Annotated in this window: 23 protein-coding genes; 11 read left to right on the top strand and 12 right to left on the bottom strand. The window is 40.0% G+C overall.

Annotated elements, in window-relative coordinates; translation table 11 throughout:
* Positions 1-27: 27 nt before the first annotated feature.
* From AC6CHJ_RS01840 to pxpB, 3 genes are read right to left on the bottom strand one after another with little or no spacing between them, the layout of a single operon-like run.
* On the bottom strand, positions 28-795 hold the full coding sequence (locus AC6CHJ_RS01840; RefSeq protein ID WP_498287109.1) for a LamB/YcsF family protein: 768 nt from the start codon (positions 793-795) through the stop codon (positions 28-30).
* 2 nt (positions 796-797) lie between these two features.
* Positions 798-1808: a 5-oxoprolinase subunit C family protein gene (locus AC6CHJ_RS01835; protein WP_498287108.1), complete on the bottom strand. Its 1011-nt coding sequence runs from the start codon at positions 1806-1808 to the stop codon at positions 798-800.
* On the bottom strand, positions 1805-2515 hold the full coding sequence (pxpB, locus tag AC6CHJ_RS01830) for a 5-oxoprolinase subunit PxpB (protein ID WP_147195160.1): 711 nt from the start codon (positions 2513-2515) through the stop codon (positions 1805-1807). The genes AC6CHJ_RS01835 and pxpB overlap by 4 nt, the downstream gene beginning before the upstream one ends.
* Positions 2516-2780: 265 nt before the next feature.
* On the opposite strand from pxpB, the gene AC6CHJ_RS01825 reads away from it, so the two are divergent.
* From AC6CHJ_RS01825 to AC6CHJ_RS01785, 9 genes are all read left to right on the top strand, one after another.
* Positions 2781-3488, top strand: a complete 708-nt coding sequence (locus tag AC6CHJ_RS01825) for a DUF969 domain-containing protein (protein ID WP_147195162.1) — start codon at positions 2781-2783, stop codon at positions 3486-3488.
* A complete protein-coding gene (locus tag AC6CHJ_RS01820) occupies positions 3488-4441 on the top strand; it encodes a DUF979 domain-containing protein (RefSeq protein ID WP_498287107.1) in 954 nt (317 codons plus the stop codon). The genes AC6CHJ_RS01825 and AC6CHJ_RS01820 overlap by 1 nt, the downstream gene beginning before the upstream one ends.
* Before the next feature lie 13 nt (positions 4442-4454).
* Positions 4455-5102 (top strand): pyroglutamyl-peptidase I, encoded by a 648-nt coding sequence (gene pcp / locus AC6CHJ_RS01815; RefSeq protein ID WP_392995178.1) that lies wholly within the window; start codon positions 4455-4457, stop codon positions 5100-5102.
* Positions 5103-5514: 412 nt separating this feature from the next.
* Positions 5515-6384, top strand: coding sequence for a MurR/RpiR family transcriptional regulator (locus AC6CHJ_RS01810; protein ID WP_498287106.1), 870 nt, complete (start codon positions 5515-5517; stop codon positions 6382-6384).
* 3 nt (positions 6385-6387) lie between these two features.
* On the top strand, positions 6388-7515 hold the full coding sequence (locus AC6CHJ_RS01805; RefSeq protein WP_498287105.1) for an amidohydrolase: 1128 nt from the start codon (positions 6388-6390) through the stop codon (positions 7513-7515).
* Positions 7516-8325, top strand: a complete 810-nt coding sequence (locus AC6CHJ_RS01800; protein WP_392995184.1) for a GNAT family N-acetyltransferase — start codon at positions 7516-7518, stop codon at positions 8323-8325.
* Between the two features lie 2 nt (positions 8326-8327).
* Positions 8328-9434, top strand: a complete 1107-nt coding sequence (gene menC, locus AC6CHJ_RS01795; RefSeq protein ID WP_392995186.1) for an o-succinylbenzoate synthase — start codon at positions 8328-8330, stop codon at positions 9432-9434.
* A 13-nt stretch (positions 9435-9447) separates the two neighbouring features.
* The gene (locus tag AC6CHJ_RS01790) at positions 9448-10524 is read left to right on the top strand and encodes a YkvI family membrane protein (RefSeq protein WP_498287104.1); all 1077 of its coding nucleotides are present in this window, start codon (positions 9448-9450) and stop codon (positions 10522-10524) included.
* A gap of 169 nt (positions 10525-10693) precedes the next feature.
* A complete protein-coding gene (locus AC6CHJ_RS01785) occupies positions 10694-11533 on the top strand; it encodes a glycerophosphodiester phosphodiesterase family protein (protein WP_498287103.1) in 840 nt (279 codons plus the stop codon).
* Positions 11534-11701: 168 nt separating this feature from the next.
* Here AC6CHJ_RS01785 and AC6CHJ_RS01780 read toward each other — a convergent pair whose 3' ends face one another.
* The 4 genes from AC6CHJ_RS01780 to AC6CHJ_RS01765 are packed head-to-tail and all read right to left on the bottom strand — an operon-like array spanning position 11702 to position 16496.
* Positions 11702-13282, bottom strand: coding sequence for an ROK family protein (locus AC6CHJ_RS01780; protein WP_498287102.1), 1581 nt, complete (start codon positions 13280-13282; stop codon positions 11702-11704).
* Positions 13282-14376: an S-methyl thiohydantoin desulfurase family protein gene (locus AC6CHJ_RS01775; protein ID WP_498287101.1), complete on the bottom strand. Its 1095-nt coding sequence runs from the start codon at positions 14374-14376 to the stop codon at positions 13282-13284. The genes AC6CHJ_RS01780 and AC6CHJ_RS01775 overlap by 1 nt, the downstream gene beginning before the upstream one ends.
* A gap of 29 nt (positions 14377-14405) precedes the next feature.
* Complete coding sequence (locus tag AC6CHJ_RS01770) at positions 14406-15725, bottom strand: purine-cytosine permease family protein (RefSeq protein ID WP_498287100.1); 1320 nt, start codon at positions 15723-15725, stop codon at positions 14406-14408.
* Between the two features lie 48 nt (positions 15726-15773).
* Positions 15774-16496, bottom strand: coding sequence for an aspartate/glutamate racemase family protein (locus tag AC6CHJ_RS01765; protein WP_498287099.1), 723 nt, complete (start codon positions 16494-16496; stop codon positions 15774-15776).
* 214 nt (positions 16497-16710) lie between these two features.
* Here AC6CHJ_RS01765 and AC6CHJ_RS01760 point away from each other — a divergent pair, with 214 nt between their 5' ends.
* The gene (locus AC6CHJ_RS01760; protein WP_498287098.1) at positions 16711-17298 is read left to right on the top strand and encodes a TetR/AcrR family transcriptional regulator; all 588 of its coding nucleotides are present in this window, start codon (positions 16711-16713) and stop codon (positions 17296-17298) included.
* A gap of 106 nt (positions 17299-17404) precedes the next feature.
* On the opposite strand, the gene AC6CHJ_RS01755 is transcribed toward AC6CHJ_RS01760, so the two are convergent.
* The 5 genes from AC6CHJ_RS01755 to AC6CHJ_RS01735 form a co-directional block, all read right to left on the bottom strand.
* On the bottom strand, positions 17405-18832 hold the full coding sequence (locus AC6CHJ_RS01755) for a M20 family metallopeptidase (protein ID WP_498287097.1): 1428 nt from the start codon (positions 18830-18832) through the stop codon (positions 17405-17407).
* Between the two features lie 29 nt (positions 18833-18861).
* Positions 18862-20286 carry a YfcC family protein gene (locus tag AC6CHJ_RS01750; RefSeq protein ID WP_498287096.1) on the bottom strand — a complete coding sequence of 475 codons (1425 nt, stop codon included), beginning with the start codon at positions 20284-20286 and terminating at the stop codon, positions 18862-18864.
* 333 nt (positions 20287-20619) lie between these two features.
* Positions 20620-22233, bottom strand: coding sequence for a M20/M25/M40 family metallo-hydrolase (locus tag AC6CHJ_RS01745; protein ID WP_498287095.1), 1614 nt, complete (start codon positions 22231-22233; stop codon positions 20620-20622).
* A gap of 57 nt (positions 22234-22290) precedes the next feature.
* Positions 22291-23052 carry a dimethylarginine dimethylaminohydrolase family protein gene (locus AC6CHJ_RS01740; RefSeq protein ID WP_498287094.1) on the bottom strand — a complete coding sequence of 254 codons (762 nt, stop codon included), beginning with the start codon at positions 23050-23052 and terminating at the stop codon, positions 22291-22293.
* Between the two features lie 25 nt (positions 23053-23077).
* Positions 23078-23950 (bottom strand): dimethylarginine dimethylaminohydrolase family protein, encoded by an 873-nt coding sequence (locus AC6CHJ_RS01735; protein WP_498287093.1) that lies wholly within the window; start codon positions 23948-23950, stop codon positions 23078-23080.
* 153 nt (positions 23951-24103) lie between these two features.
* On the opposite strand from AC6CHJ_RS01735, the gene AC6CHJ_RS01730 reads away from it, so the two are divergent.
* Entirely contained in the window at positions 24104-24841 is a 738-nt protein-coding gene (locus AC6CHJ_RS01730; RefSeq protein WP_249775372.1) for an IclR family transcriptional regulator, read from the top strand.
* The last annotated feature ends 31 nt before the right edge of the window (positions 24842-24872 follow it).

Here is a 24872-nt window from a genome sequence, read left to right as displayed (position 1 = left end):
TTTTTAGCACAACTATCAAGGCGTTATTCACTTAAAGCTTGCAATCTTTGCTACTTCAATCCCAGCTTCCCGCAGGCTACTAGAAATATAACTAGCAAAGTCCAGTGCATTCTCTCCATCGCCATGAATACAAATGGTATCTGCTTGGATAGGGACGTCTATACCTTGAAGTGACGCTACAGTCCCTTCCTTTACCATGCGGATGACGCCTTTCACAGCTGTTTCGCGGTCCGTAATGAGAGCCTGCGGTTCAGTCCTTGATGTTAGTGAGCCATCACTTTGATATGTTCTGTCGGCAAATACTTCATTTGCTGTGCGCAAGCCAATTTTTTCACCTGCTTTGACTAGCTCGCTTCCTGCTAAACCAAATAAAATAATGCTTGGATCCACTTTGTAGACGGCTTCTGCAATCGCCATCGCGAGTGATGAATTTTTTGCTGCCATATTGTATAAAGCCCCGTGGGGTTTCACGTGTTGAATTTGTCCGCCTTCTGATTTAGCAAAAGCATAAATTGCCCCTATTTGATAGACAACAAGGTCATATGCTTCCTGCGGAGAAATTTGCATATTTCTTCTACCAAAGCCGACTAAATCTTGCAATCCTGGATGTACGCCTAGCCCAACATTTTTGTCTATTGCCATACGGACCGTTTTCCTAATGGTCGCAGGGTCTCCTGCATGAAAGCCGCAAGCAATATTAGCAGAAGTGATGAAATCCAGAATTTCTTCATCTCTTCCCATTTTGTAAGTGCCAAAGCTCTCCCCCATATCACAATTCAAATCAACCTTAAGCATGTTTATTCCCCCTCGTTTAGTTTCAATTCTATCGCTTTTTTTAGCAATTGTATTTTTCTTTCCTTTTGCAAAAGCAACTTCTGGGCCTCTTCATGAGTAATTTCTGTAAAACGGATGGTATCACCTGGCTTTGCTTGAGCCAATAATGGCAAATCAACAGCAGCAACTTGCCCAATCTTTGGATAGCCTCCTGTTGTTTGGCGGTCTGCCAGCAAAATAATCGGATTTCCATCTGAAGGTACTTGGATTGTCCCAAAGCTTACCGCTTCTGATAACATGTCAATCGGTTGCGCTAACGACAATGGAACTCCTTTTAATCGGTACCCCATACGGTCTGATTGTGTAGAAACATCAAAACGCGAGGAGAAAAAAGCATTTTGGCTTGAAGTTGAAAAAAGTGAGTAGTGACGTCCCTTCATCACACGAATCACTTGGTCATTTTTAAAAGCAGGGATGAGCTCAGATGCAATGGACCATTCAGCTTCTACGAATGTTTGATTTTTCATGTCTTTTTTCAGTTGACCCATCATGTGCTGCGCTACTCCACTAATTGAATCGGTTGAAATTTTATCTCCCTGTTTTATAGCTCCTCCATTAAACCCACCAATGCCAGCCTTAAGATATGTTGATTTGCTCTCCATGACCGAGGGTACAGCCAATCCGCCTGCAATCCCCAAATTCACTCGGCATCCAGCCTTCGCCGCACCAAATCGAAGTTCGCTTCCTTTTTTCACATAAATGGTTTTCCACATTGAAACTGGCTCTCCATTAATTGAAGGAGATAAATCACCACCGCAAATTGATAGAAGTGTATCTTCATGAAATTCTATATGAGGACCCATAAGTGTGATTTCTAATGTAGCGGCATTTTCTTCATTTCCCACTAACAAATTCGATATCCGGTGTGCAACGGTATCCATTGCTCCGCCCACAACTACCCCGTATTTTTGAAAGCCATACCGACCTAGGTCTTGAATCGTTGTGAGGAGTCCGGGTTTTTTTATAGTGATCATCCTTCTTGCCCTCCCCACTCTATGTACTCTTGATAGCTAATCGGTTTAAAACGAATTTTATCTCCAGCTCGCAACAAACTTGGTGTTTCGGCATTTGGTTGAAATAGCTCTACTGGTGTCCGGCCAATTAAATTCCAGCCACCAGGTGTTGAAATCGGATAAATACCCGTTTGTTTGCCAGCAATCCCAACTGTTCTTTCGGGTATTTTCAATCTTGGAGATGGCAATCTAGGCGCTGCAATTTCCTCAGACATCCCTCCAAGATACGGAAATCCTGGTGCGAACCCAATCATATAGACAGTGTATTCTGCAGAAGAATGGATTTGAACTACCTCATCTGCCGTTAAGCCGTTCAACTTAGCAACAGATTCTAAATCCGGGCCAAATTGTTCCCCATAGCATACCGGAATCTCCACAATTCTCGTTTCTGTATGCTGGTTCACAGGTAAGTCTGATAATGCCTCATGTAATTCATTGCAAACAAACTGGTTTGGGAGCTCTCCTTTTAAATTATTCATTATTTTTAACGGATTATAAAAAATAGTTACTGTCGAAAATGCGGGTATGTATTCTACCATCCAATGGAATGAATGATTCTCTAAAAAAGATGAAATGGCTTGTACCTTTTGATGCGTGAGTAAATTTAGTTCATTTCCCAATTCGATAATGATTGCATTTTCTCCCAATGGATACAAGGAATAATCCATTAAGTCTCCCCCTCGCAAAAATCATTAATTTAATAGCTTTTCTAATATAAATATCAATATACTATTATAGTATATTTTATTTTAAAGATTTAAACAATTTAAAATAGAGTAAAGTCTTTATTTATTTATTAATATTTTTATTTATATTTAATTTATAGATAATTAATACTATTTTAAAATTAAACTTCTGAAGCCCTTTTCAGCCTATTTTATATCTGTTAGTATTTTTATATTCAAAAAATTCCTAAGAGAAAGAAGAGTTTATATGGTTTTAATTGGCGTTGCATTAATTATCATCGGATTTGCATTAAGGCTAAATTCTCTTGTAGTTGTAACTGTCGCCGGTTTAGTAACTGGTTTAATTGCAGGTATGCCTATAAAAGAAATCATTACCCAATTTGGAGAAGCCTTTACGACAAATCGTTATATGTCTATTTTGATTGTTACACTTCCCGTCATCGGCCTTTTAGAAAGAAGCGGGTTACAAAATCAGGCGGGACATCTTGTTTCAAAAATAAAAGCCGCTACAGCAGGCCGTATCCTTACGATCTACTTGCTGATTCGCGAAATCGGTGCCGCTCTTGGATTAAATAGTATTGGCGGGCATCCACAAACTGTTAGACCGCTTATCGCCCCTATGGCTGAGGGTGCAGCAGAAGCAAAATATGGAGAGGTTCCCGAAAAAGAAAAAGAAGAAATTCGAGCGCATGCTGCAGCAGCAGATAATATTGGACTCTTTTTTGGAGAAGATATTTTTGTAGCTGTCGGTGCAATTTTACTGATGAAAGGCTTCTTTGATCAAAACGGGATTGAAGCAGACCCTATATCGATGGCACTTTGGGGTATCCCTACCGCTATCTTTGTTTTCATCGTCCACTCAATAAGACTTTATTTCTTTGATAAAAAGCTAGATCGGAAACTAAGAGGCAAGACAGAGAACACTCCACCGATCAGTAAAAAGGATGTGAGCTAATGGTTTTTTCAGTTGAATTTATTTATATCATCATGGGTATTATTGGGTTTTGTTGTTCCATCTATACTTTTTTAGATAAAGCAAACCCACGCCGAATTTCCTCCGGTTTATTCTATCTTCTTTATTCTCTTACACTACTATTCGGCAAAGTCATACCGCCGTTTTACATAGGAATCATGGTTATCCTTATGGTGCTAATCGTCGGCTTGGGCGGTTTAAAGAAAGGTTCATATGAAGAGGCGACTGAGGGACAACGCGAAGAGCGCCGGAAGAAACTTGGAAATATGTTATTCCTGCCTGCCTTATTAATACCGATTATCACGGTTATAGGCTCTAAGTTATTTGTTAATGTAAAAATTGGCTCACTGCAATTATTAGATCCAGCTAACCCTACACTTGTATCACTGGGCATTGCATGTTTAATCGCAATCCTCGCAGCAGTAGCACTGACAAAAAGTACACCTAAAACCACCATTAAAGAGTCACGAAGATTATTAGAAGCAATCGGCTGGGCAGTTGTACTCCCTCAACTATTAGCTACACTTGGAACCATTTTCACTTCTGCCGATGTGGGCAAAGTCGTTTCAGATATGGTCACAAAGGTTATACCAGAGACATCTTTATTCTGGGTAGTATTTGCGTTCTGTATCGGAATGTGCGTCTTTACGATGATTATGGGAAATGCATTTGCAGCGTTCCCTGTGATGGCAGCTGGTATTGCCATTCCATTATTGATCAAACAATTCGGCGCCAATCCGAATCAAATAGCGGCTATTTCAATGTTTGCAGGCTATTGCGGCACATTGATGACACCAATGGCTGCAAACTTCAATATTGTGCCTGCAGCTCTACTAGATTTAAAGGATAAGAATCATGTTATTCGAGTTCAAATTCCAACAGCATTATGTGCATTAGCTTTCAATATCGTTCTTATGTATTTTCTAATTAAATAGGAGGAATGTTCAAATGGAGAAAAAAGTACTGATTACCGGGTTTGACCCGTTTGGTAGTGATACTGTGAACCCCGCTTTAGAAGCTGTGAAAAAGTTAGAAGGCCAAAAAATTGATGATGTAACCATCATTACACAAGAAGTTCCTACTGTCTTTCATGAGTCAATTAAAGTTGTAACGGAATCCATTGAAAAGCACCAGCCCGATGTGGTAATTCTTGTTGGACAAGCTGGCGGACGCACTCAAATTACACCTGAACGGATTGCTATTAATATTGATGATGCGCGTATCCCTGATAACAAGAAGAATCAACCCATTGATGAACCGATTGCAGCAGACGGTCCGGCTGCCTACTGGTCCACTCTGCCAGTTAAAAGAATGGTGCATGATATGAGAGAAGCCGGGATTCCAGCAGCCGTCTCTCATACTGCCGGTACATTTGTCTGTAACCATTTATTCTATGGCGTCATGCATTATCTGGCTAATCATGCGCCGCATATTCGTGGAGGGTTTATCCATATTCCTTTCATCCCTGAGCAAGCCGTCTCTAACAACCAACCAAGCTTAAGTCTAGATACCATCGTAGAAGGCATTAAACTATCTGCAGTAGCGGCTGCACATGATCATGAAGATATTCGTGAAGTTGGCGGTACCATTTGCTGATAGATTTGTATTGAGGTATTGAACATGTGTAATTGTAAATGTTTTTATTAATTCATATTAAATTGAAGTGGGACAGCTGCGCTTCCTGTGGGATCTTACCTGTCTCGCTAATCCCTAAGGAGTCTCCGCTGTCCCACTTCATAAACACATATATTATTTTTGGCCTTCATAATTATGTAGTAGACTACTGACCCCTAAATTGGCTTTTAGTATAATGTTGTCACTTTCAAGGTATGCTTCACTATTCTCTCCTCTGGTCTAATCAACTTTAACCTTGTCCTTTTTTATCCGTCTTTAATCGTTATTAATCTCATAAAATATTTCTGAATATTCATTGTTTTATGAATTAATTTATGCTATCCTCGTATGAAGTTGAAACTTCAAAATATAAAATAAAAAGGAGAGACTTCTCTTGGAAAAAGAACGAAGTATCAAAGAATTGATTGAGATGCAATTCCATGATCTCTCAAAAGCTCAACAAAAGGTAGCAAACTTTGTCTTACGGCATCCCAAATTTGTGAGTGTTCACTCAGCTACTGAGGTTGGTGAAAAGGCGGGAACAAGTGAAACGACAGTTATTCGCTTCTGCTTTGCGCTTGGGCTTGAAGGCTATACAGAACTACAAAAGAAAATTACCTTACATGTTTTTAATAATACCGCTGTTAGTACACTTGGTTACTATGTTTCTTCGAAAATGGAGCTCTACAATGACCAATGTCTAGTAGAAAAAGGCATGAACAAAGACAGTACAAAAATCAGCGGGATTGCCAAGCAAATTAATAAAGAACATTTTAATGAGGCAACCGAACGACTACATAAAGCAAAAAATCTATATATTTTGGGTGGAGGTGCATCAGAGTTTGGGGCAAGATGGCTGCACTTTACGTTAAATATCCTTCGGCCGAACGTGAAGCTGATTCAAACGGACTCGGCGGATCTCTTTCGGACAATGCAGGAAATAGATGAGGATTCGGTTGTCGTTGTCATTTCATTGCATCGGTATTTTAAGGAACCCATTCAAATTGCAGAAACTCTTCACAACCAAGGGGTTACGGTCTTAGCTATTACAGATTCGAAATTAGCCCCTATCCATAAACACAGCTCATATTCCTTTATTCTCGAACAGCCTGAACTGTCGACGATTGATCTCATGCCATCTCTTATATCATTTTTAAATGTTATCGTGACAGGTATGATGACTCTTGATCCGCAATATTATCAGGATCAGCGAGTAAGATACGATGATTATAAAAATAGCTTTATTGCAGATCGGTGGTTTTAACTGATGAAACAACCATTTACCGAAAGACTACAAACGATTTTCGAACATCTACATCATTACCCTGAGACTAGCTGGAATGAAGTAGAAACAACGTCTTATATTGCAGATTTCCTTCGTCAAGAGGGTTTGAAGCCACATCTTTTTAAAAATATGACGGGTTTATATGTTGATATTGGAGAAGGCATTCCAAAAGTTGGTTTCCGCACAGACATGGATGCACTATGGCAAGAAGTAGACGGTGAATTCAAAGCAAATCACTCTTGTGGACACGACGGACATATGACCGTGGCCTTAGGGGTAGTGCTGCTCCTGAAAGAAATGGCCCCTTCCCTGCCAGGCGCCATTCGAATTCTTTTTCAGCCGGCTGAAGAAAAAGCACAAGGAGCAAAGGCACTCGCCGAATTAGGAATTGTAGATTCACTGACCTATTTGTTCGGCACCCATGTAAGACCGCTATACGAGTTACAGGACGGAACCTATTCTCCAGCACTCTATCACGGAGCAGCAAAACTATTTACCGGAACCATCCAAGGACTTGAAGCACATGGAGCACGTCCTGAGAAAGGAGTGAATGCCATTGAAGTAGCAGCTGCCATGATCGATGGGTTAAAAAGGATTTGGATTAGCCCCGAACAATCAGCTTCTATTAAGATGACACAGCTTCAGGCAGGTGGTTCATCTACTAACATCATTCCTGGGAGTGCCACATTCAGCATCGATGCACGGGCTCAAAATAATGAATCGATGGATGAACTAACAAGAGGCTTTGACAAGGTAGTGGAAGCCGTCAGCACATTATTTGGCGCAGTCATCACTTACAAGATAGATGCGCATATTGCAGCAGCACAAGTTGATGATAGCGCGAAAAACATAATGAAGCAGGCCATCCTCGATGTGGTTGGTGAAGATCATTTAGCGCCTGAGATTGTGACACCAGGTGGTGAGGATTTTCACTTTTATGCCTATACACGCCCCCATTTGAAAACAACCATGCTTGGTCTTGGATGTGGGGTTACACCCGGATTACATCACCCAAATATGACTTTTAATCAGGAGCGACTCCCAACAGGTGTTGAAATTATTGCAAGAGCCTTAATACTAGCCCTACATCAAATAGAAAGAAGCGATTAGATGATGAATATTCGAGAATTGAAGACCATTGCTGAGATGGAACAGATTCAAGAGCTTGAACAAAAAGTATGGGATATGGATCCCATACCGACTCATCAAACCTTAACAGCTGTAAAAAATGGTGGCATTATAGTTGGAGCATTTGATGGAGTCGATTTAGTTGGCTTCAGCTATGGATTTCCTGGTTTTGATAATGGAAAAAGCTATTTATGCTCTCATATGCTCGGGATTGATGAGAATTACCGTTCACAAGGTATTGGTGAAAAGTTAAAACTTGCACAGCGTGAAATGGCCATTGCAAAGGGCTTCCACATCATGAAATGGACATATGATCCACTTGAAACCCGCAATGCATCCCTAAACCTAACGAAACTAAACGGCATATGTAACACCTACTTCGAAGATTGCTATGGAAAAATGCAGAATAAATTTAATCAAGGTTTACCATCAGACCGGTTTGAAGTGCATTGGCATTTGACTAGTCCATATGTGATTGAAAAACAACAGCCTCAAATAGAAGTAGTCAAAGCCTTGAACACCATTTCTCTAAATGAAGACCGGCTACCCGTTTTTATTGCAAGCCCAGAGCAAGAATTAAATAAACCTGCCTATTCCATTTCAGTACCGAAAGATTTTCAATTCCTCAAAGCGCAAAGTCAAATACTCGCAATTGATTGGCGCTTGCAAACACGTAAGATATTTCTACGCCTATTTAAAGCAGGCTATGCTGCTGTACGTTTGCAATCGTATGAAACGCATAATGACTATATTTTTGTGAAAACAGAAACATTAGAATTTGGAGGAGAGTAACTATGAAAATTGTAAATATCACGATCCGTCAACTAAAAATGAAATTAAAGGATCCTTTCACTACAAGTTTTGGAACATTTACAGATAGAGATTTTCTCGTGCTTGAAGCGCAGGACCAAGATGGAACGATTGGCTGGGGTGAATCAGTCGCCTTCCACTCGCCTTGGTATAACGAAGAGACTTTGCAGACCAACTGGCACATGCTGGAGGACTTTTTAATCCCATTGCTTTTAAATAAGGAAATCCACCACCCGGATGAAGTTAGTGAGTTATTTGCACCTATTCGGAAAAATAATATGGCTAAGTCCACTATTGAAGGAGCCGTGTGGGATATTTATGCACAGCAAACAAATCAATCTCTTGCCTCTGCACTCGGCGGTACAAGAGATAAAATTGAAGTCGGGATTAGTATTGGCATTCAACAATCCATTGAAGAGCTAGTTGAATTAGTCGATGGCTACGTCAAAGAAGGCTACAAACGGATTAAAGTGAAAATTAAGCCAGGCTGGGATGTGGAGGTCATGCGCATATTACGAAACACTTTCCCTGATGTTGCCATGATGGCAGATGCCAATTCCGCCTATCGGTTAGAAGACGCAGAATTGTTGAAACAGCTAGATGCGTTCAACCTCACGATGATTGAACAGCCTTTAGCATCAGATGACATTATTGACCACGCACAGCTGCAAAAAATGCTAGAAACGCCGATTTGCTTAGATGAAAGCATCCACTCGCTTGAAGATGCACGAAAAGCAGTAGAGTTTGGGAGTACAAAAATTATTAATATTAAAATCGGACGTGTCGGCGGATTAACCGAAGCCAAGAAAATCCACGATTACTGTGAAGCAAACGACATTCCTGTATGGTGTGGCGGCATGCTCGAATCAGGTATTGGGCGTGCACATAATGTGGCTTTAACAACATTATCGAATTTTACATTACCGGGAGATACAGCAAGCTCAAATAGATATTGGGATAAGGATATTATCAAGCCTGAAGTCGTATCCAAAAATGGCTACATCAACATACCGCAGGCTGCTGGAATAGGATATGAAATTGACCGTGAGGCTGTGGAATCCTTTACTGTTGTCAAAAAACATTACAAATAATGGAGGGAAATATATGAGGAAAAGTTTACAGATTGGCGCCGCTTTCGTTGGATTGATTGTAGGAGCCGGATTTGCTTCCGGCCAGGAAATCATGCAGTACTTTACAAGCTTTGGTCTTTGGGGAACCATCGGTGGAATTCTTGCAACTATCGCCTTTACATTTCTAGGCTATATGTTGGCTCAGCTTGGCTCAGATTTACAAACTTCTTCACATAAAGAAGTGATTTATCATATTGGCGGCCGGTATATCGGATTTGTTTTAGATGTCTTAATTACATTCTTTTTATTCGGTGTAGCGGTTGTCATGTTTGCCGGTTCTGGATCAACATTCCATCAAATGTTCGGCATTCCTCCATTAATAGGCAGTTTGATTATGGTCGCTGCCACCATCCTAACATTATTGCTGAATATAAAGAATATCATCAATTTAATCGCTGTGATCACTCCCTATTTAATGGCGATTATTTTCATTATATTAATCTATTCTATTTTTACGATGGATCTCTCCTTAGCTGATGCCAACACAATCGCTAAAGAGCAAGGTTCCGCTGCCTCTAATTGGGTGCTGGGTGCACTGCTTTATGTTTCCTATAATATCGCAGCTGGTGCCGCCTTGTTGATTGTGATGGGCGGAACGATTAAAGACCGCAAAATCGCAGGTATGGGTGGGATATATGGCGGGATTATGTTGGGTGCCTTAATTATCCTTATTAATATTGCGATGTTTGTAAAGATCGATGTGATCAAAGGTGTTGACATGCCAACTCTTGAATTAGCTACCCAAATCCACCCCATTGTTGGCGTTCTTATGGGAATTGCCCTGCTTGGCATGATGTATAACACTGCGGTCGGCATGTTCTATGCTTTCACCGTTCGTTTCGTACAACCTGAAAAAAAACACTTCAAGCCTGCCATTGTTGTGATTGGTTTACTTGGATTCGGAGCAAGCCTTGTCGGTTTCACCACCCTTGTCGGAAAGGTCTACTCTACTATGGGCTACCTGGGACTCGCCTTAATCATAGCTATTATCCTTTCGTGGGCTCGAAAAGCAAAGAGACAAAAAACAGCGAATGCTCCAGAACCTTTGTAGAAAATGTTCCTATATTTTTAGAGTTAGGCATTTGAATTTATCGGTTACTTTATAAAATGTAGCAAGTATAAAAATTTCACATAAAAAATGAAATCTACGTTGTTCACATGCAGGAACAATATTATTATTAAAATTAATAATTTAAAAAGCCTACCAGGAGAGTGAAGTAATGAATAAACTGTCTAAAATTTTGGGTGCTTCTGTTTTAGGAATGATGTTAATTGCATGTGCGTCAACAACAGATGTCAATTCCGTGAAGGGAAAAGATAAGAAGTTAATTCTGGCCCATCGTGGTGCATCTTCTATGGCCCCGGAACACACATTGGCTGCATACAATAAAGCTGTTGATTTGGGTACTGATTATATCGAAATTGATTTAAGAATGACAAAAGATGATCGTTTAATTGCAATTCATGACAATACAGTTAATCGAACAACTAATGGTAAAGGGGATGTAAGAAGTTTAACTTTAAAAGAGATTAAAGAACTTGATGCAGGTAGTTGGTTTGATAAGAAGTTTAGTAAAGAAAGGGTACCAACTATAGAGGAAATATTCGATAAATATGGAGACAAAACGAATTATTATATCGAAACTAGATTAGTAGATCATAAAACTTTGATGGAAAGTAAACTCATTGATATTGTGAAAAAGAAAAAGTTAAAAAGTAAAGTAATAATTGAATCTTTTTCTGCAAGCAGTTTGAAAAAGGTACATAAACTTGATTCTAAGATTCCTTTAATTCAACTTAACACCTATAAAAGCACAGAGAATTTCACAAGTGAAAAGATAAAAAAATGGAGAGAATACGCATCAGGTGTTGGTATGAATGCTGAAATTGCTGATAAGAATTTAATTAATCTTCTCCATAAAAATAATTTACTTGTGTATACTTTTTTCTTTAACAACGAAAAAAAACTTACCAAGAAAGTCATTGGCTTAGGAGTTGATGGGATTTTCACCAATTATCTTGATTATGCAAAAATAGTTATAGCATCTACTAAAAAGTAGGTGTATTTTTTTGTGTTTATGACACCTTGAACTGTATCTGCAGGAATCAGCGCCCTCCTCTTCACACAATTACAATGATGCTCATCATTAAAATCAAAGATATTCCATCCCCCTAAGGAGATGGAACATCTATTGATCAATTGGTAAATTATAAATTGAACTTTAAAATCACACCAATTCTTTCATTTCAAATTGTGCCAAATCACCAGCAGCTTTTACGCGTATACGTGTTGCATTTCCCGGCATATAGGCAAGTGGAACATCCTCAACATCTACGATGACCAAGCTTTCTTCAGCTGCCCCCGCATTGATCGCTTCTGTTTTAGCCTGTAGTTTTGCGTGCTCTAATGCTTTTTCTCTTCCTATTTCATCTAAAGAATAAATCTTTTCAATTTGTCCGCTTACTTGTGAGATAGCTGAACCGATTGCGTTGGCAACACCTGAATGCTCCGGACGGATTACCTCTGAAGCACCTTCCAGATGTTCCGGCAACAATACGCTGCCACCTCCTACAAGAATCACAGGTACGGGGTCTGCGCTCGTCTTCATTTTATCAATGGCTTCTTCTACAAGTGACACCATCTTAGTGTACATCCTATTCAACAATTCCTTTTCTAAATGTGCTACCTTAGCAGAATCACCGATCTCTACTTTGCCTAGAGCTACAGCAACATCTGTAGCCGTTAAAATATCTCCTCCAAAGACAAGGCTCTTTTCCTGTAATTTGTACCCAACGCTATCCGGTCCAATCGTGAATTCTCCATCCTCTTGGGTACGAATCACTGTCCCTCCTCCAAGTCCTATGGACACAAGGTCAGGCATACGGAAGTTGGTTCTAGCACCACCAATTTCAACTGCTAGAGACGATTCTCGCGGGAAGGATTGTACTAAAACACCCACATCGGATGTTGTACCCCCAACATCTACCACAATTGCATCAGTGAGCTCACTTAAATAAGAAGCCCCGCGCAATGAGTTGGTCGGACCGCAAGCTACAGTAAATATAGGGTACTTGACTGTATATTCAATAGACATTAGTGTCCCGTCATTTTGTCCGAAAAATACTTTCGCATCTATTCCTTCGCTCTTCAGTGCGTTAATAAATCCGTCGGCTGCTGTTTTTGCCACATTCACAACGGATGCATTCAGAATCGTTGCATTTTCTCTTTCTAAAAGTCCTACTGAACCAATTTCAGAGGATAGTGATAAAGGAATATGTTCGCCTAGCACTTCTCGAAGTATCTCGCTTGCTCTTTCTTCATGCGATTTGGATACAGGCGAGAACACTGATGTAATCGCAATTGAATCTACCTTTCCCTTAATCTCCTCAGCTATTTGATATAAATGATCTTCATCTAACGGAACAATTTCCCTGCCATCAAATTCATGACCTCCACGTACGAGATAAACATGTTTCCCTAGTACTTTCCGAAGGTCATCAGGAACACCAATCAGTGGCTTCACTGATAAAGTTGCAGGAGCTCCGATTCGGATGGCAGCTACTTTATTTAACCTTTTTCTTTCTACTATGGCATTCGTGCAATGAGTGGTGCCAAGCATTGCATATTTAATTTTCTCACGAGGTACGTTTGCTTGCGTAATAATTTGGTGCATTGCATTATAAATGCCTGTTGCCACATCTTCAGTTGTCGGGTATTTTGTCTCTGACAATACAGTATTATTTTGGTCTAGCAAAACGGCATCTGTATGGGTTCCGCCTACGTCAATTCCTATACGATAAATACTCATTATGATAGCACTCCTTTTTTCGCAAGATTTTCTACAGGTACATAGTCCACATCGTATCCAAAGTATCGTGGACCGACAGCCTTAATTCCTTCTTCCGTTCTCCATTTTGGGTGGCATGGTATACCAATGACGACACATCTTGATCCATATCGAATGCCTTCTGTTGTGATAGGTAGCCCTGTTTCTGCATCAAGCACCGCAATCAAATCCGGGGTAACACAAAGTAAGTGATTGTCTGTCTTGGCAAGAAGATGTTCATTTTGGAAATGTAGCTGCAGTGTTTCCCCTTTATATGAATGAAGTCCCTCAAATGTTGCAATCCCCTTCGCAAAACCTGATTCTGTTTTGCGATTGATATCACTAACTTTGCCGTTGAACAATTCATAACCATCAATCTGCTTCAATAATTCCTGGATTGGGTTTACATTCTTTTCTTTGGCGAGCCTAATCGTTCTACCGATTTCCTCTTCCAGTTTTAAAATATTTTTCACGCCACTGTCGCGTAGATTCTTGCCAGTCATTGAATACATCGCAGTCATAGCGGATCCGCCCATTTGGATAGTGACAGCACGAGCAATTCTTTCTGTCCACACATTATCCACCGTAGATAACAAAGTTGTATTACCTTTTTCATCTGCGAGTATGGCAGGTGTAGCAGATATTCCATCTAGATAAAAAGTGACCATTTGTAATTCAGGGAATGCTCGACCCATTCCATCTGCGTCTATGACAGGAATGCCTAGTTTGGCAGCAAGCGCAAATGGAATCATAGAATTGACACCCCCTGCTTCTATTGGGAATGTGGCATACACCTTTTTCCCTAAATAGTTTTCAAGGTTTTTAAAAGCCAAAATAGGCTCTTCACCGCTTGGCGCTTTTTCCAGCATCACTGTTGGTGCCCCCATCATGGAGGATGGCACTACTAAAGCGTCGTCTGGTACTTCCTCTACATCTAAAAGTGTGACTTCCCCGTATTCTTCGATTGCCTGCAGTGCCATCAGCTTTCCGATATATGGGTCACCTCCACCGCCTGTTCCTAGCACTGCTGCGCCAACTGCAATATCTTCAATTTGTTGTTTGCCTATTTTCCTCATTAAAAAGCCTCCCGAATATTCCGATTTTTTTATGCCACTTGTTTCTCATTTTCAATATGTTTATTTGCACTCGATCTCGTAGCTAATTTCCCAATGTAATAAACTACACCACTTACCACAAGAGAATTAATAGAAGGAATCCCTAGAGTGACAAAATAACCTGCCGCAAAACCCATTGCCCAAGCGATAAGTGTAATCGGACTTAGCTTTTCACCCACCACTGGTAGTGTCCCTTCTTCTCTGCTTTCATCAAGTGCTTGGCGATTGGTTTTTAATATGAAATAGTCAATCACCATAATACCGGCAACCGGCGGTATCAGAACGCCCAACAGGACAAGAAAATCGACGAATCTATCAAGAATACCTAGAACAGAAAGCAGCGTTCCAATAACCCCGATAACCAATGTGACAATCCCTCGGTTTAGTTTCACCTTAAATACTGAATCAAAGATATTTGTAAAACCAAGTGATGAGGAATATAAATTCAGATTATTAATTTTGATTGTTGATGAAACGACTACTAATGCGCCTAGCCAGCCAGATGTTTGCATCATGATGCTCGCCACGTCATTTGTTCTAGCAGCAAGTGCCATCAAAACCGCAATCATATTAATAAAAAGTTCGCCAATAACAGTTCCAATCATCGTCATCCAAAAGACGTCTTTTCCACTTTTAGCAAAACGGCTAAAGTCCGGTGTGATGACTGCTCCGATAATAAATCCTCCGGCGACCATTGTTGCTGCTACGCCCATGGTCATCTTTTCACCAGCAGGAGCCGTGCTCATTAGTTCAAAAATGGAATGATCTTTAAGGACCTGATAAATCCCAAAGGCTACAGCGATTAGAAATGCAGGCACAGCGATTGTCGCGGTCGCGCTTAATAATTTAAATCCAAAAATCACGAGAACCGTAACAGCAAGTCCCGTTAGTGTAGCCGCAACAGGGAGACTTAATTTCCCATGGCTTGCCTGTACTAGCCCTTCTGCAAAAACGGAGTTCTGTACACCGAACCAGCCAATTGTGGAAATCGCAATAACAGCACCAATAATACTTGACCCATAACGGCCAAAGCCCGTCCATCTTGACAATAGACTCGTGGAAAGACCTTCACGTGCTCCTGCATATCCTAGGAGAAGGCTAATTACTTCTAAAATGAAACTGCCGAACATCGTTGCCCAAAAGGCTTGCCAAAAGGTCATGCCATATCCTAATGCTGCCCCGATCACAAATGAGGATATCGTTGCCATTGATCCAACACGTACAATCGACACATTCCATAATGATTGTCGTGCTGATTGCGGTACGCGAGATAGTGAATAATCATCCATTGCATTTTGTTTATTTTCCATTTGCCTCTTCTCCTCTACTCAGCTCTAACTCATAGGAACTAAACTCTATTACATCTTTACTCTTTGTTTTGAAGGTGGCGTCATATATGTCAAACGACTTTGTTTCACACCCATCTCTATCAAACCTTCTAGCATCTTTGTTGCGGCAAATGCCGGATCAATCACTGGCACATCATAGTCTTTTTCTTTAAGACGCTCTTGCAGTTCTGCTGCTACGCCCAAAAAGCCTGTACATCCAAGTACGATTGCATGTGCACCGTCTTGTTCTATTGCCTTCACCATTTCTTCGAATAGGGCCTCTTTCAACCTTTCCTTCTCATGAACTTCTAATACAGGAATATTAATATATCGAGTGGATGCTAGATTCCCGTGCACACCTAAAGTCTTGCTGATATTCTCAATCATTGGCACCACATTCGGTAGCACCGACACGACTGAAAAGGACTTGGCCAATGAACTCGCAAATAGCATTCCTGCTTCACATGGCCCAACGACAGGAATATCTAGTATCTCCCTGGCAGGCTTCACTCCGGGATCTCCGAAACAATCGCTAATAATCCCATCATAGCCTTCCTCTTCCGCCTCCATAGCTTTTTCTAGCAAATTCGGTACGCTTAATGCTTCATCATATTCACTTTCTATTGATGCAGGACCATAATCTAGACTGCAAACGCCAAATTCTGTGTTAGCCGTACCATATAAATCAAATTCCTTTTTCGTTTCCTCTAAAAATACATCTGTAATAATAGGCATGATTACTTTAATTTTCATTGTCTGCTCTCCTTTTTCATTTATACTTAAAGTGATAAGGCTAGAATTCTTTTCATGCAATGCTAGATTAACTTTAAAACCACCCCTTTTGCGTGAATATTCCAGTTACCTTACAAATAATTCAATTAATATGAAATATTCAGATAATATAAAGTTTAATAAAATATATACTACCTAATATTAGTTAGGTAATCAAGAGGGAGAAGGAAATAGATTGTCGACAAAAATTAACATTATGAAAGCGGCTACAGAACTATTTGCCATAAAAGGATATGAAGGAACAACTTTAAAGGATATTGCAAATGCAGTTGGCATAAAGCCTCCATCTATTTATGCATTCTTTGAGGGAAAGGAAGATGTGTTGCTGCATATCTATCAAGAGATACTTGATGAGCATCATAAGCATCTGCAGGATATGCTAGAACAATTGAAGAATGGATACGCCAAAAATAAGCTGTATGGATTGTTAGTAACCGCGGCAGAATATCATTTATCTGAAGCTGGAAAAATGAAATTGTTTAGAAGGCTGATGCTCTTCCCGCCTGAAATTTTACAAAGCGAAATCACAGAAAGCTTCCAAAAACTTGTTGCAATAGAACGACAAGCAATTAATGCTGTCTTTGAAGAAGCTATACGCAACAAAGAGGTTAGAGAAGGAAAAAGTGAAGACATGACAACTGCCTTCCAATGCTTAATGAATGGTTTGTTCTTAGAGTCACAGTATTATGATGAGCAGGAATTCTATCTACGACTTGATATTATTTGGGAGGAATACTGGATGGGAATTAGTAGAAAAGTCTGAGTTCTAGGAACATCCATAGTCATCTCAATCACACTAAAAAACCGTGATATGTTGATAACATCACGGTTTTTCTTTGTGCGGAAAATCAATAGTAGAATCCATTTAATTATCTACGGATTCTATATTGCTTATAGTCCTCCGGAAGAGGTGAAACATAGCTTTCTCCATCAAGACGTTCAAGCAATTCTTCTTTCGCCTTCTGGATTAGATCTGGTCTCTTCATCACTTCAGCGGCAGTAGCAGCAATCACTTTTCCTGCATGCAGCATTCCCTTGTGGCCGATGGAAGACCCACCTTGTGAGACCATTTGCCAAGAGTGCAAAGAGGTACCTATTGCTGCACAGGCAGCATAGCATTGTGCTGTCGGAACAATCCAGCTGACATCTCCCACATCTGTAGAACCAGGCATGACTTCTATGTCCTCCACATGCGGCTCCACGATATCAGAGAGCTCTTTTCCTTTTAACTCTTTCACATTTTGCAAACCAAATTCTTTTTCTGCATCTGTAAGTGTATCTCTAATTTCTTTGGCTAATTGTATTTCCTTTTCGTTAAATTGAGGTACACCGAGCTCTACATATTTTTCCTGCATAACGGTTTCTAACGTTGTATTGGGAATATAATTGAACATGGCCGAATCAAAACCAATCTCAAGCTCGGTGCCTGTCATAAGAGCAGCTCCTCTTGCAATATCGCAGACCCGCTCATAAATCTCATGTGTTTGTTTTACTTCTGGCGCACGAACAAAGTACAACACTTCCGCTTCTGATTGAACCACGTTTGGCGACACTCCACCTGTATTGGTGATCGCATAGTGAACCCTTGCTTCCGGAATGATATGCTCTCTTAAATAATTCACTCCAACACTCGTTAACTCTACCGCGTCCAACGCACTTCTCCCTAAATAAGGACTTGCTGCAGCATGAGAACTTTTGCCTGTAAAGCGGAAATTCACTTCATAGCATGCGAGTGTGCGAGAAGACCAAATTTTATTATGAGCTTCTGGGTGCCATGTTAAGGCAAAGTCGACATCATCAAACACGCCTTCTCGAACCATGAAGATTTTACCGCCCCCGATTTCTTCTCCAGGACATCCATAATACCGTATAGTACCTGGTAAATTGTTTTCTTCCATTAATTGACGAAGAGCAATCGCTGCGGCTAGCGACCCAGTACCAAGCAAATTATGTCCACAGCCATGGCCGTTACCGTTTTTCACAACCTCTTCTTGTTTGGTTGATCCTGCTTTTTGGCTTAGACCAGTCAAGGCATCAAATTCACCTAAAATCGCCACCACAGGATTGCCAGTTCCATAGCTTCCCACAAAGGCTGTTTCAATGCCGCTAATCCCTCTCTCCACCTGAAACCCTTCATCTTCAAGCACCTTGCTAATGAGATCGGCAGACTTCCATTCTTCAAATCCAGTCTCAGCATATTCCCAAAGCTGATCACTGATGCCAATCAGCTTGTCTCGTTTTTCTTCAATTAATTGATCTATTCTTTCTACTTCATTTTCTATTTTTGTTTCATTCAATTAGAACACCTCATTTTTTTATTTATATTTTAAAAAGGTCCATATTTTGTGAGATAGGCGATAATGACAAACACGATGGCTACTGCATATTGCACGAGCACCAATGGAAACAGCCATTTTAACCAGCGAAGATAAGAAACGCCAACCAAGGCAGCTCCTGCTACAGCTATGCCAGGTATTATCATATTGAATATGCCATCGCCAAATGTGAATATAAGTACAGCTGTCTGTCGGGTAACCCCAATGATGTCAGATAGCGGAGACATAATCGGCATTGTTAGAGCAGCCATTCCACTGCCGGAAGGAACCGCTATATGGAGCAGCGAATCGAAAACCATCATGCCAATTGCCGCAAAGGAAGGAGGCAAGTCCTTAATTAAAGTAGAGGCATAATACAGAATGGTATCCATGATGTGTCCCTGATCGAGCACAATCACAATGCCTCTTGCAACGCCAATAATCATGGCACCATAAATGAGTGCTTGAGATCCTTTCATGAATTCATCAACTAATGTATTGGTGTTATAGCGGGCAATGAGCCCAATTGCAATACCAAATATAATGAACATTCCGGCAATTTCATTTATAAACCAGCCAAATTTTACGACTCCCACGCCGAGGATAATCAAATTGAGAACAAAGCAAGCGAGAATCAATTTATGTTTGCGTGTTAATGTAATATCAGACTTTAATAGCTGGTCAATTTGTTCACGTTGAATTGTTCCATATTCCCCTAAGGACGGGTCTTGTTTCACTTTCATCGCGTGCCGATAAACAAAAATTACAGATACTATGTACATAACAACAAAAGCTGCAATCCGAAGGCCCATCCCCGAGAATGGCGGAAGCCCAGCTATTCCTTGTGCCACCCCTACAGTAAATGGATTCATAATCGCCGTCGTAAAACCTGCGGATACACCGACTAACACAATGCTAAGACCTGTAAGCGCATCATATCCTAGCCCTACAATCAGCGGAGTGATAATCAGAATATAAGGAAGTGTTTCCTCATACATCCCAAGCAACGAGCCTAACAATGCAAAAAATAGCATCAAAACGGGAATGAGTAATTTCTCTTTAGAGCCGAACTTGCGAGTCATCGTTACAATGAAAGCCTCAACAGCACCCGTCGAATTCAGCACGCCGTATGCACCACCAATAATTAAGAGGAAAAACATAATTGAAGCTGCATCGACCATCCCAGCAGGGATACTACCCAAGATGCCCATAAACCCAACTGGTTCAGCCTTTATAAAATGAAACGAATCTGGCTTCACAATACTCCTGCCATCGATCATTTCCCTTTCATATTCTCCAGTTGGCATAATATACGTCAATATTACGCAGATAGCTAACAATCCTAATAAAAGAGCAAAGACATTAATCTCTTTCGGCTTCTTCCCAGCTTTTGCCTCTCGTATGTCTACAACCTTTGGCGCCGTATTATTTGTCATACCTTTCCCCCCTTATCATCTATTCTTTTTAAATGAATAGTAATAAATTTTGAATATTGCTAATAAATATACAGAAGTACATATATTCCGTCAACCGAAATATTCTAAATATTTTAAATTAGTAATATGGTAACACTTTAATTGGATGAATCATAAGTTTTACTTTATTAGTAAAGATTCATTTGCTAATCTATAAATTTCAAAGCTAAAAATAGCTCTAAATTTCAACATTAATGCTGGTATTTCAGCTATGTATTTTTAAAAAAACAACAACAAAAAAGCCTCCAACCTTATAAAAGATTGAAGACTTTGACATAATCTACGATATTGTTTTCACTGAACAGTTATTTTCATCAAGCTTTTTATTAAACGATCAAGCATAGCAGGAGTTTGAATAAATGCACTTTCAATATGTAGTCGTTCAGTTAATTGATGGGGGTCCTTCCCAAACGGTCCTACATTAAGTACAGGTGCTTGAAGTTTATGCATATCAGCAAATGGAATACTGTAAACGTCTCCCCATACTGGTGTATTTCGCTCAAATGCAGCCCATCCATCCTCATCTCCACTATAATGGACATAACTTAAATCACAAATCCCGTTGAAATAATGGACTTGATCCATTGCTACACCAAATTCTATAGCTACATCTTTTACCAATTGGACAGCATCCATAATAAGCGGATCATCAGATGTGTTAACGGCCGGATAATATGGTGGGGCGAATAGCAATACGATAGCTGGTGCCAACTCTTGGCATTCTATCATCAACTTATCTGCTATTCGTAAAGATTGCTCACGTTCGTCCCAATTAGAATTCGTGATAACTTCATCTCGTATCTGTACCACTCGTTCAATGCCCAACTTGTTTTCTGCGTAAGAAAGTAATTGTTCGTAACGCAATACTTTTACTTTCCCTACGCCTTCGATTCCTTGTTTTAAGCAAAGTGCTGTATACGCCTTATTACAGTCTTCTGCTGATTCCTCTGCAATTTGCTCAAATAAATCCAATACCTCAGAAGCTGACCGTTTCATTAAAAATACATTATATAGAGCAGAGGCACGGTAAGGCGTTTGTGTTGAATACGCATCTTTTAAATCTCTTTGCTGTAGAGAAACCGGCAACGGCGTGGTTTCCGAAAGATCACTTTCTTGGAAAAGCGCATTCCATTCCATTCGTTGCGTCAAGAAGGTTGAAATATAATTTGCTGTCATCCCTTTTAGCGGCTCGCCAACATGCGTTTCTTTTCCATAGAAAAGAGCAGCTGGCATAATCTTACCAATTGTCCCTGAATAAATGTAATGTTTCTCATCACCAGGTATTTGTGCAAATGAAGGTTCACTATTTAAAAACAATTTATAAGCAATGCCATATTGATCGCGCATCTTGACTAGTTCTGTTACGGCCCTTCTCATGCCAGATGAATTCACTTCTTCATCCGGAACAGTTAATAAAATTAGATTAATGGGCCACTTTTCTATACTTGCTTTTTCGATAAGTGCCATATGCAGCGCGAGGCCCATTTTCATATCCATTGTCCCTCGACCAAACAAGTATTTCCCTGATTCAAGATCCAGCCGCGCATCTTCCGGAAGATTACTTTTTCGGTTGAGTAGCTCTTTTGTTAGTTCTTCAGGCTGGAAGGCAAGCGGCTCAAGATCCCCATATTCTTCTGTTTGCACAGTGTCAAAATGGCTGATTAAAACTACCGTTTCTTCTACCTCTTGGTTTCTATAAAAGGCAGTCACCAATTTCCGACCAAGGTCAGCTTCGTGAAGAGACAAGTATTCTGGATACATTTTGAAATATTCCAGGTCGCCTAACTTTTTATGGACTTTATGTGCAAATTGGCGTTCCCCCTCTGTAAAGGTTCGACTATCCCAGCTGACAAGCTCACATAATAGTGCTCTAAGCTTTTCCGGGGTGGCCCATAATAATTGACTCATCCCAAACACCTTCCTTGATAAAATTTCCCTTAGTGATAGTTTTATATTCTATTTATACTAGAACCGTAAAGATAAACAGCTTAATCCGCCATCTTGCTTTTGGAATTCGGACATTTCTAATTCAATGGTTTTATAACCTGCTTCATTCATTTTTCGTTTTGTTTCTTCATAGCCTTTTGGGATGATAACGTAATCGTTTACTCTTATGCAGTTTGCAGAGTATTCATCCTCAGCTGATACTGTCAGTTTGTCATATTGTTCGAAATCTGGATGATCTAAAAATTCGCCTGCTGCCACAATCAAATTATTGCCTAGATAAGCAATCCCCGTTTTGAGGTGGAAAAATTTTTCTAACGGGACAATAGTTCCTTTATAACCTTCAGATTCTACTATCTCTTTTAACTGGCGTGCCCCTTCTTCATTTGTACGCTCTGAGATGCCTATATAAAAATGATTATCCGCCTGAAGAACATCTCCACCATCTAAAGTGCCTGGTGCCTTGATATAATATATTTTTTCATAAAAATCTTTTAACACAGCTTCCATTTCTGTTATCTCGCCATTTCGTGAATCCGCTCCTGGATTGGAAACCACCGCAAACTCAGAAGTTAGAACTGCAGTGTCTTCCACAAATGTAGAATCGGGAAATTCTTCACTTGCCGGCAGATGAGTTACTTCTACACCACATTTTTTTAATGCTTCTACATAAGCCTTGTGCTGTTCCAATAATTTCTCGTAATCCGGCTTACCAAGATTTGATGTTGTTAATCCATTTACATAGCTTTCCCCAGGTGTTTTTACAATTACATTTTTAAACATTTACTATTCCCCCATTGTTTTTAGTTTATTTACGCACTACTGGACATGTTAAACAAGTTGGTCCTCCTGTGCCCTTATAGCTAATTTCTTGCCCCTTGTATTCATATACTTCAGCCCCTGCATCAATCAACTGTTGTTTGGTCTGATTGTTGCCTTCTGCAATAACGCATACCCTTGGAGCCAAGGCTAGTACATTACACCCTAGATTCATATATTCATCATCAGAAACTTCAATGAGCTGGATGCCCCGTTCAATCAATAGCTGCCTAAAGAAGACTGGCATGAGCCGTGAATACACTACTGCTAAATCATGATCTACCATGCTGATGAATGACATTAAATGCAGGCATTCGAGCACTCCTTGATCATGCGGAAGTTGTACAACAATGAATTCATCAACAAGAGGTGCTGTTATTTCTTTCAACTGTCGAATTGCTTCAGCATTCGTCCGATAGCCCAATCCTACAGCAAGCGTTCTGTCATCAAGCCACACAAGATCCCCAGCATCAGAAACAGCATCTCCTGTCAATTCACCAATAATAGGAATGTTCTTTTCCCCAAGAAATTCTTTATATGCCTTTGCTTCAGGCTGCCTTACTGCCTTTCCAGATTTTAAAATGATGGCTCCATCACTTGTAAATTTCACTGGATCATGGGCATATAAGGAATCCAATCCTGCATCAGAAAAGACAGGCAAATAATCAATATTCGGAACATGTTTCTTCAGGATAGAAATAAACGTAGCGTGTTCTTTTACTGCTTCTTCGTAATTCGGCTCTTCTAAATAGTTGAATCTCTTCCATTCCTTCGAGACATTTTCTTGATTGATAAATGATTCTTCTGGCCGTTTAACAATTACTCTTTCTAAGGGTTTATACATAGATGAACAAAAACTCATTCTCTCCCACTCCTTTTTCCGCATTGTGAAACATATTTCTGCTTAAAGGAAAATCTTCTTAAATTATAAAAGTGAATATGTTATAATGTCAATATGTTTTAAATTTTTAGAAATCTTTATTTTTAATGAACCGAAAGATAGGTGACAAACCATATGCAATCAATTGACCGTGCGATGAGTGTTATTAAAATATTAGTTTCTGATTCTGATAACTGGATGTCTATTACAGAGCTCGCGGAAGCATGCAACCTTCCCATTAGCTCTATGCACCGACTACTAAAAGCCATGATGAAACATGGATTAATCCAACAAGATCTCCAATCCAAACAATATAGCTTAGGGAATAGTTGGCTTGAATACGGTTTAATTATGTATGACAAAATGGACTATATTAGTCAGATTAGACCTGAACTAGAGAGGCTTATGAACAACGTAGAAGAAAGCGTCTACCTTAGCCAACCTATGGGAAATGAATCACTAATTATTGAGCGAATTGACAGTATAGCAAACCCAATTCGGGTGTATGATCAGCTAGGATCTAAGATTCCTATGAACATAGGTGCTGCCAATAAAACGATGCTCTCATTTATGCCATACCAACAGACAAAGAAAATTTTAGAATCTCTTTTGCCTGAGCAGGAAATAGAAGCTTGTTGGGAAGTTTTAAAAGAAACAAAAATGAACGGATACGGAATCAGCCACAATGAAAGAACGGAAGGGACGACTTCTGTTGCCGCCCCGATTTTAAACCATTTTGGAGAAGTCCATGGTGCAGTAAGCATCGGATTTGTCAGCTTTAATTTAACAGATGATAGACTAGACTTCCTCATTAAAAATGTGGTGGAAACAGGCAACCGCATTTCTAAAAAGTTAGGGTATAACGGCTTTTAATAAGACAAGCAATGGGTTTACCAGCAGTGCT

Source organism: Rummeliibacillus sp. GQ308 (genome assembly GCF_059759115.1).
The sequence above is the reverse complement of the archived record's forward strand: the minus strand, read 5'-3'. Positions and strand labels throughout refer to the sequence as shown.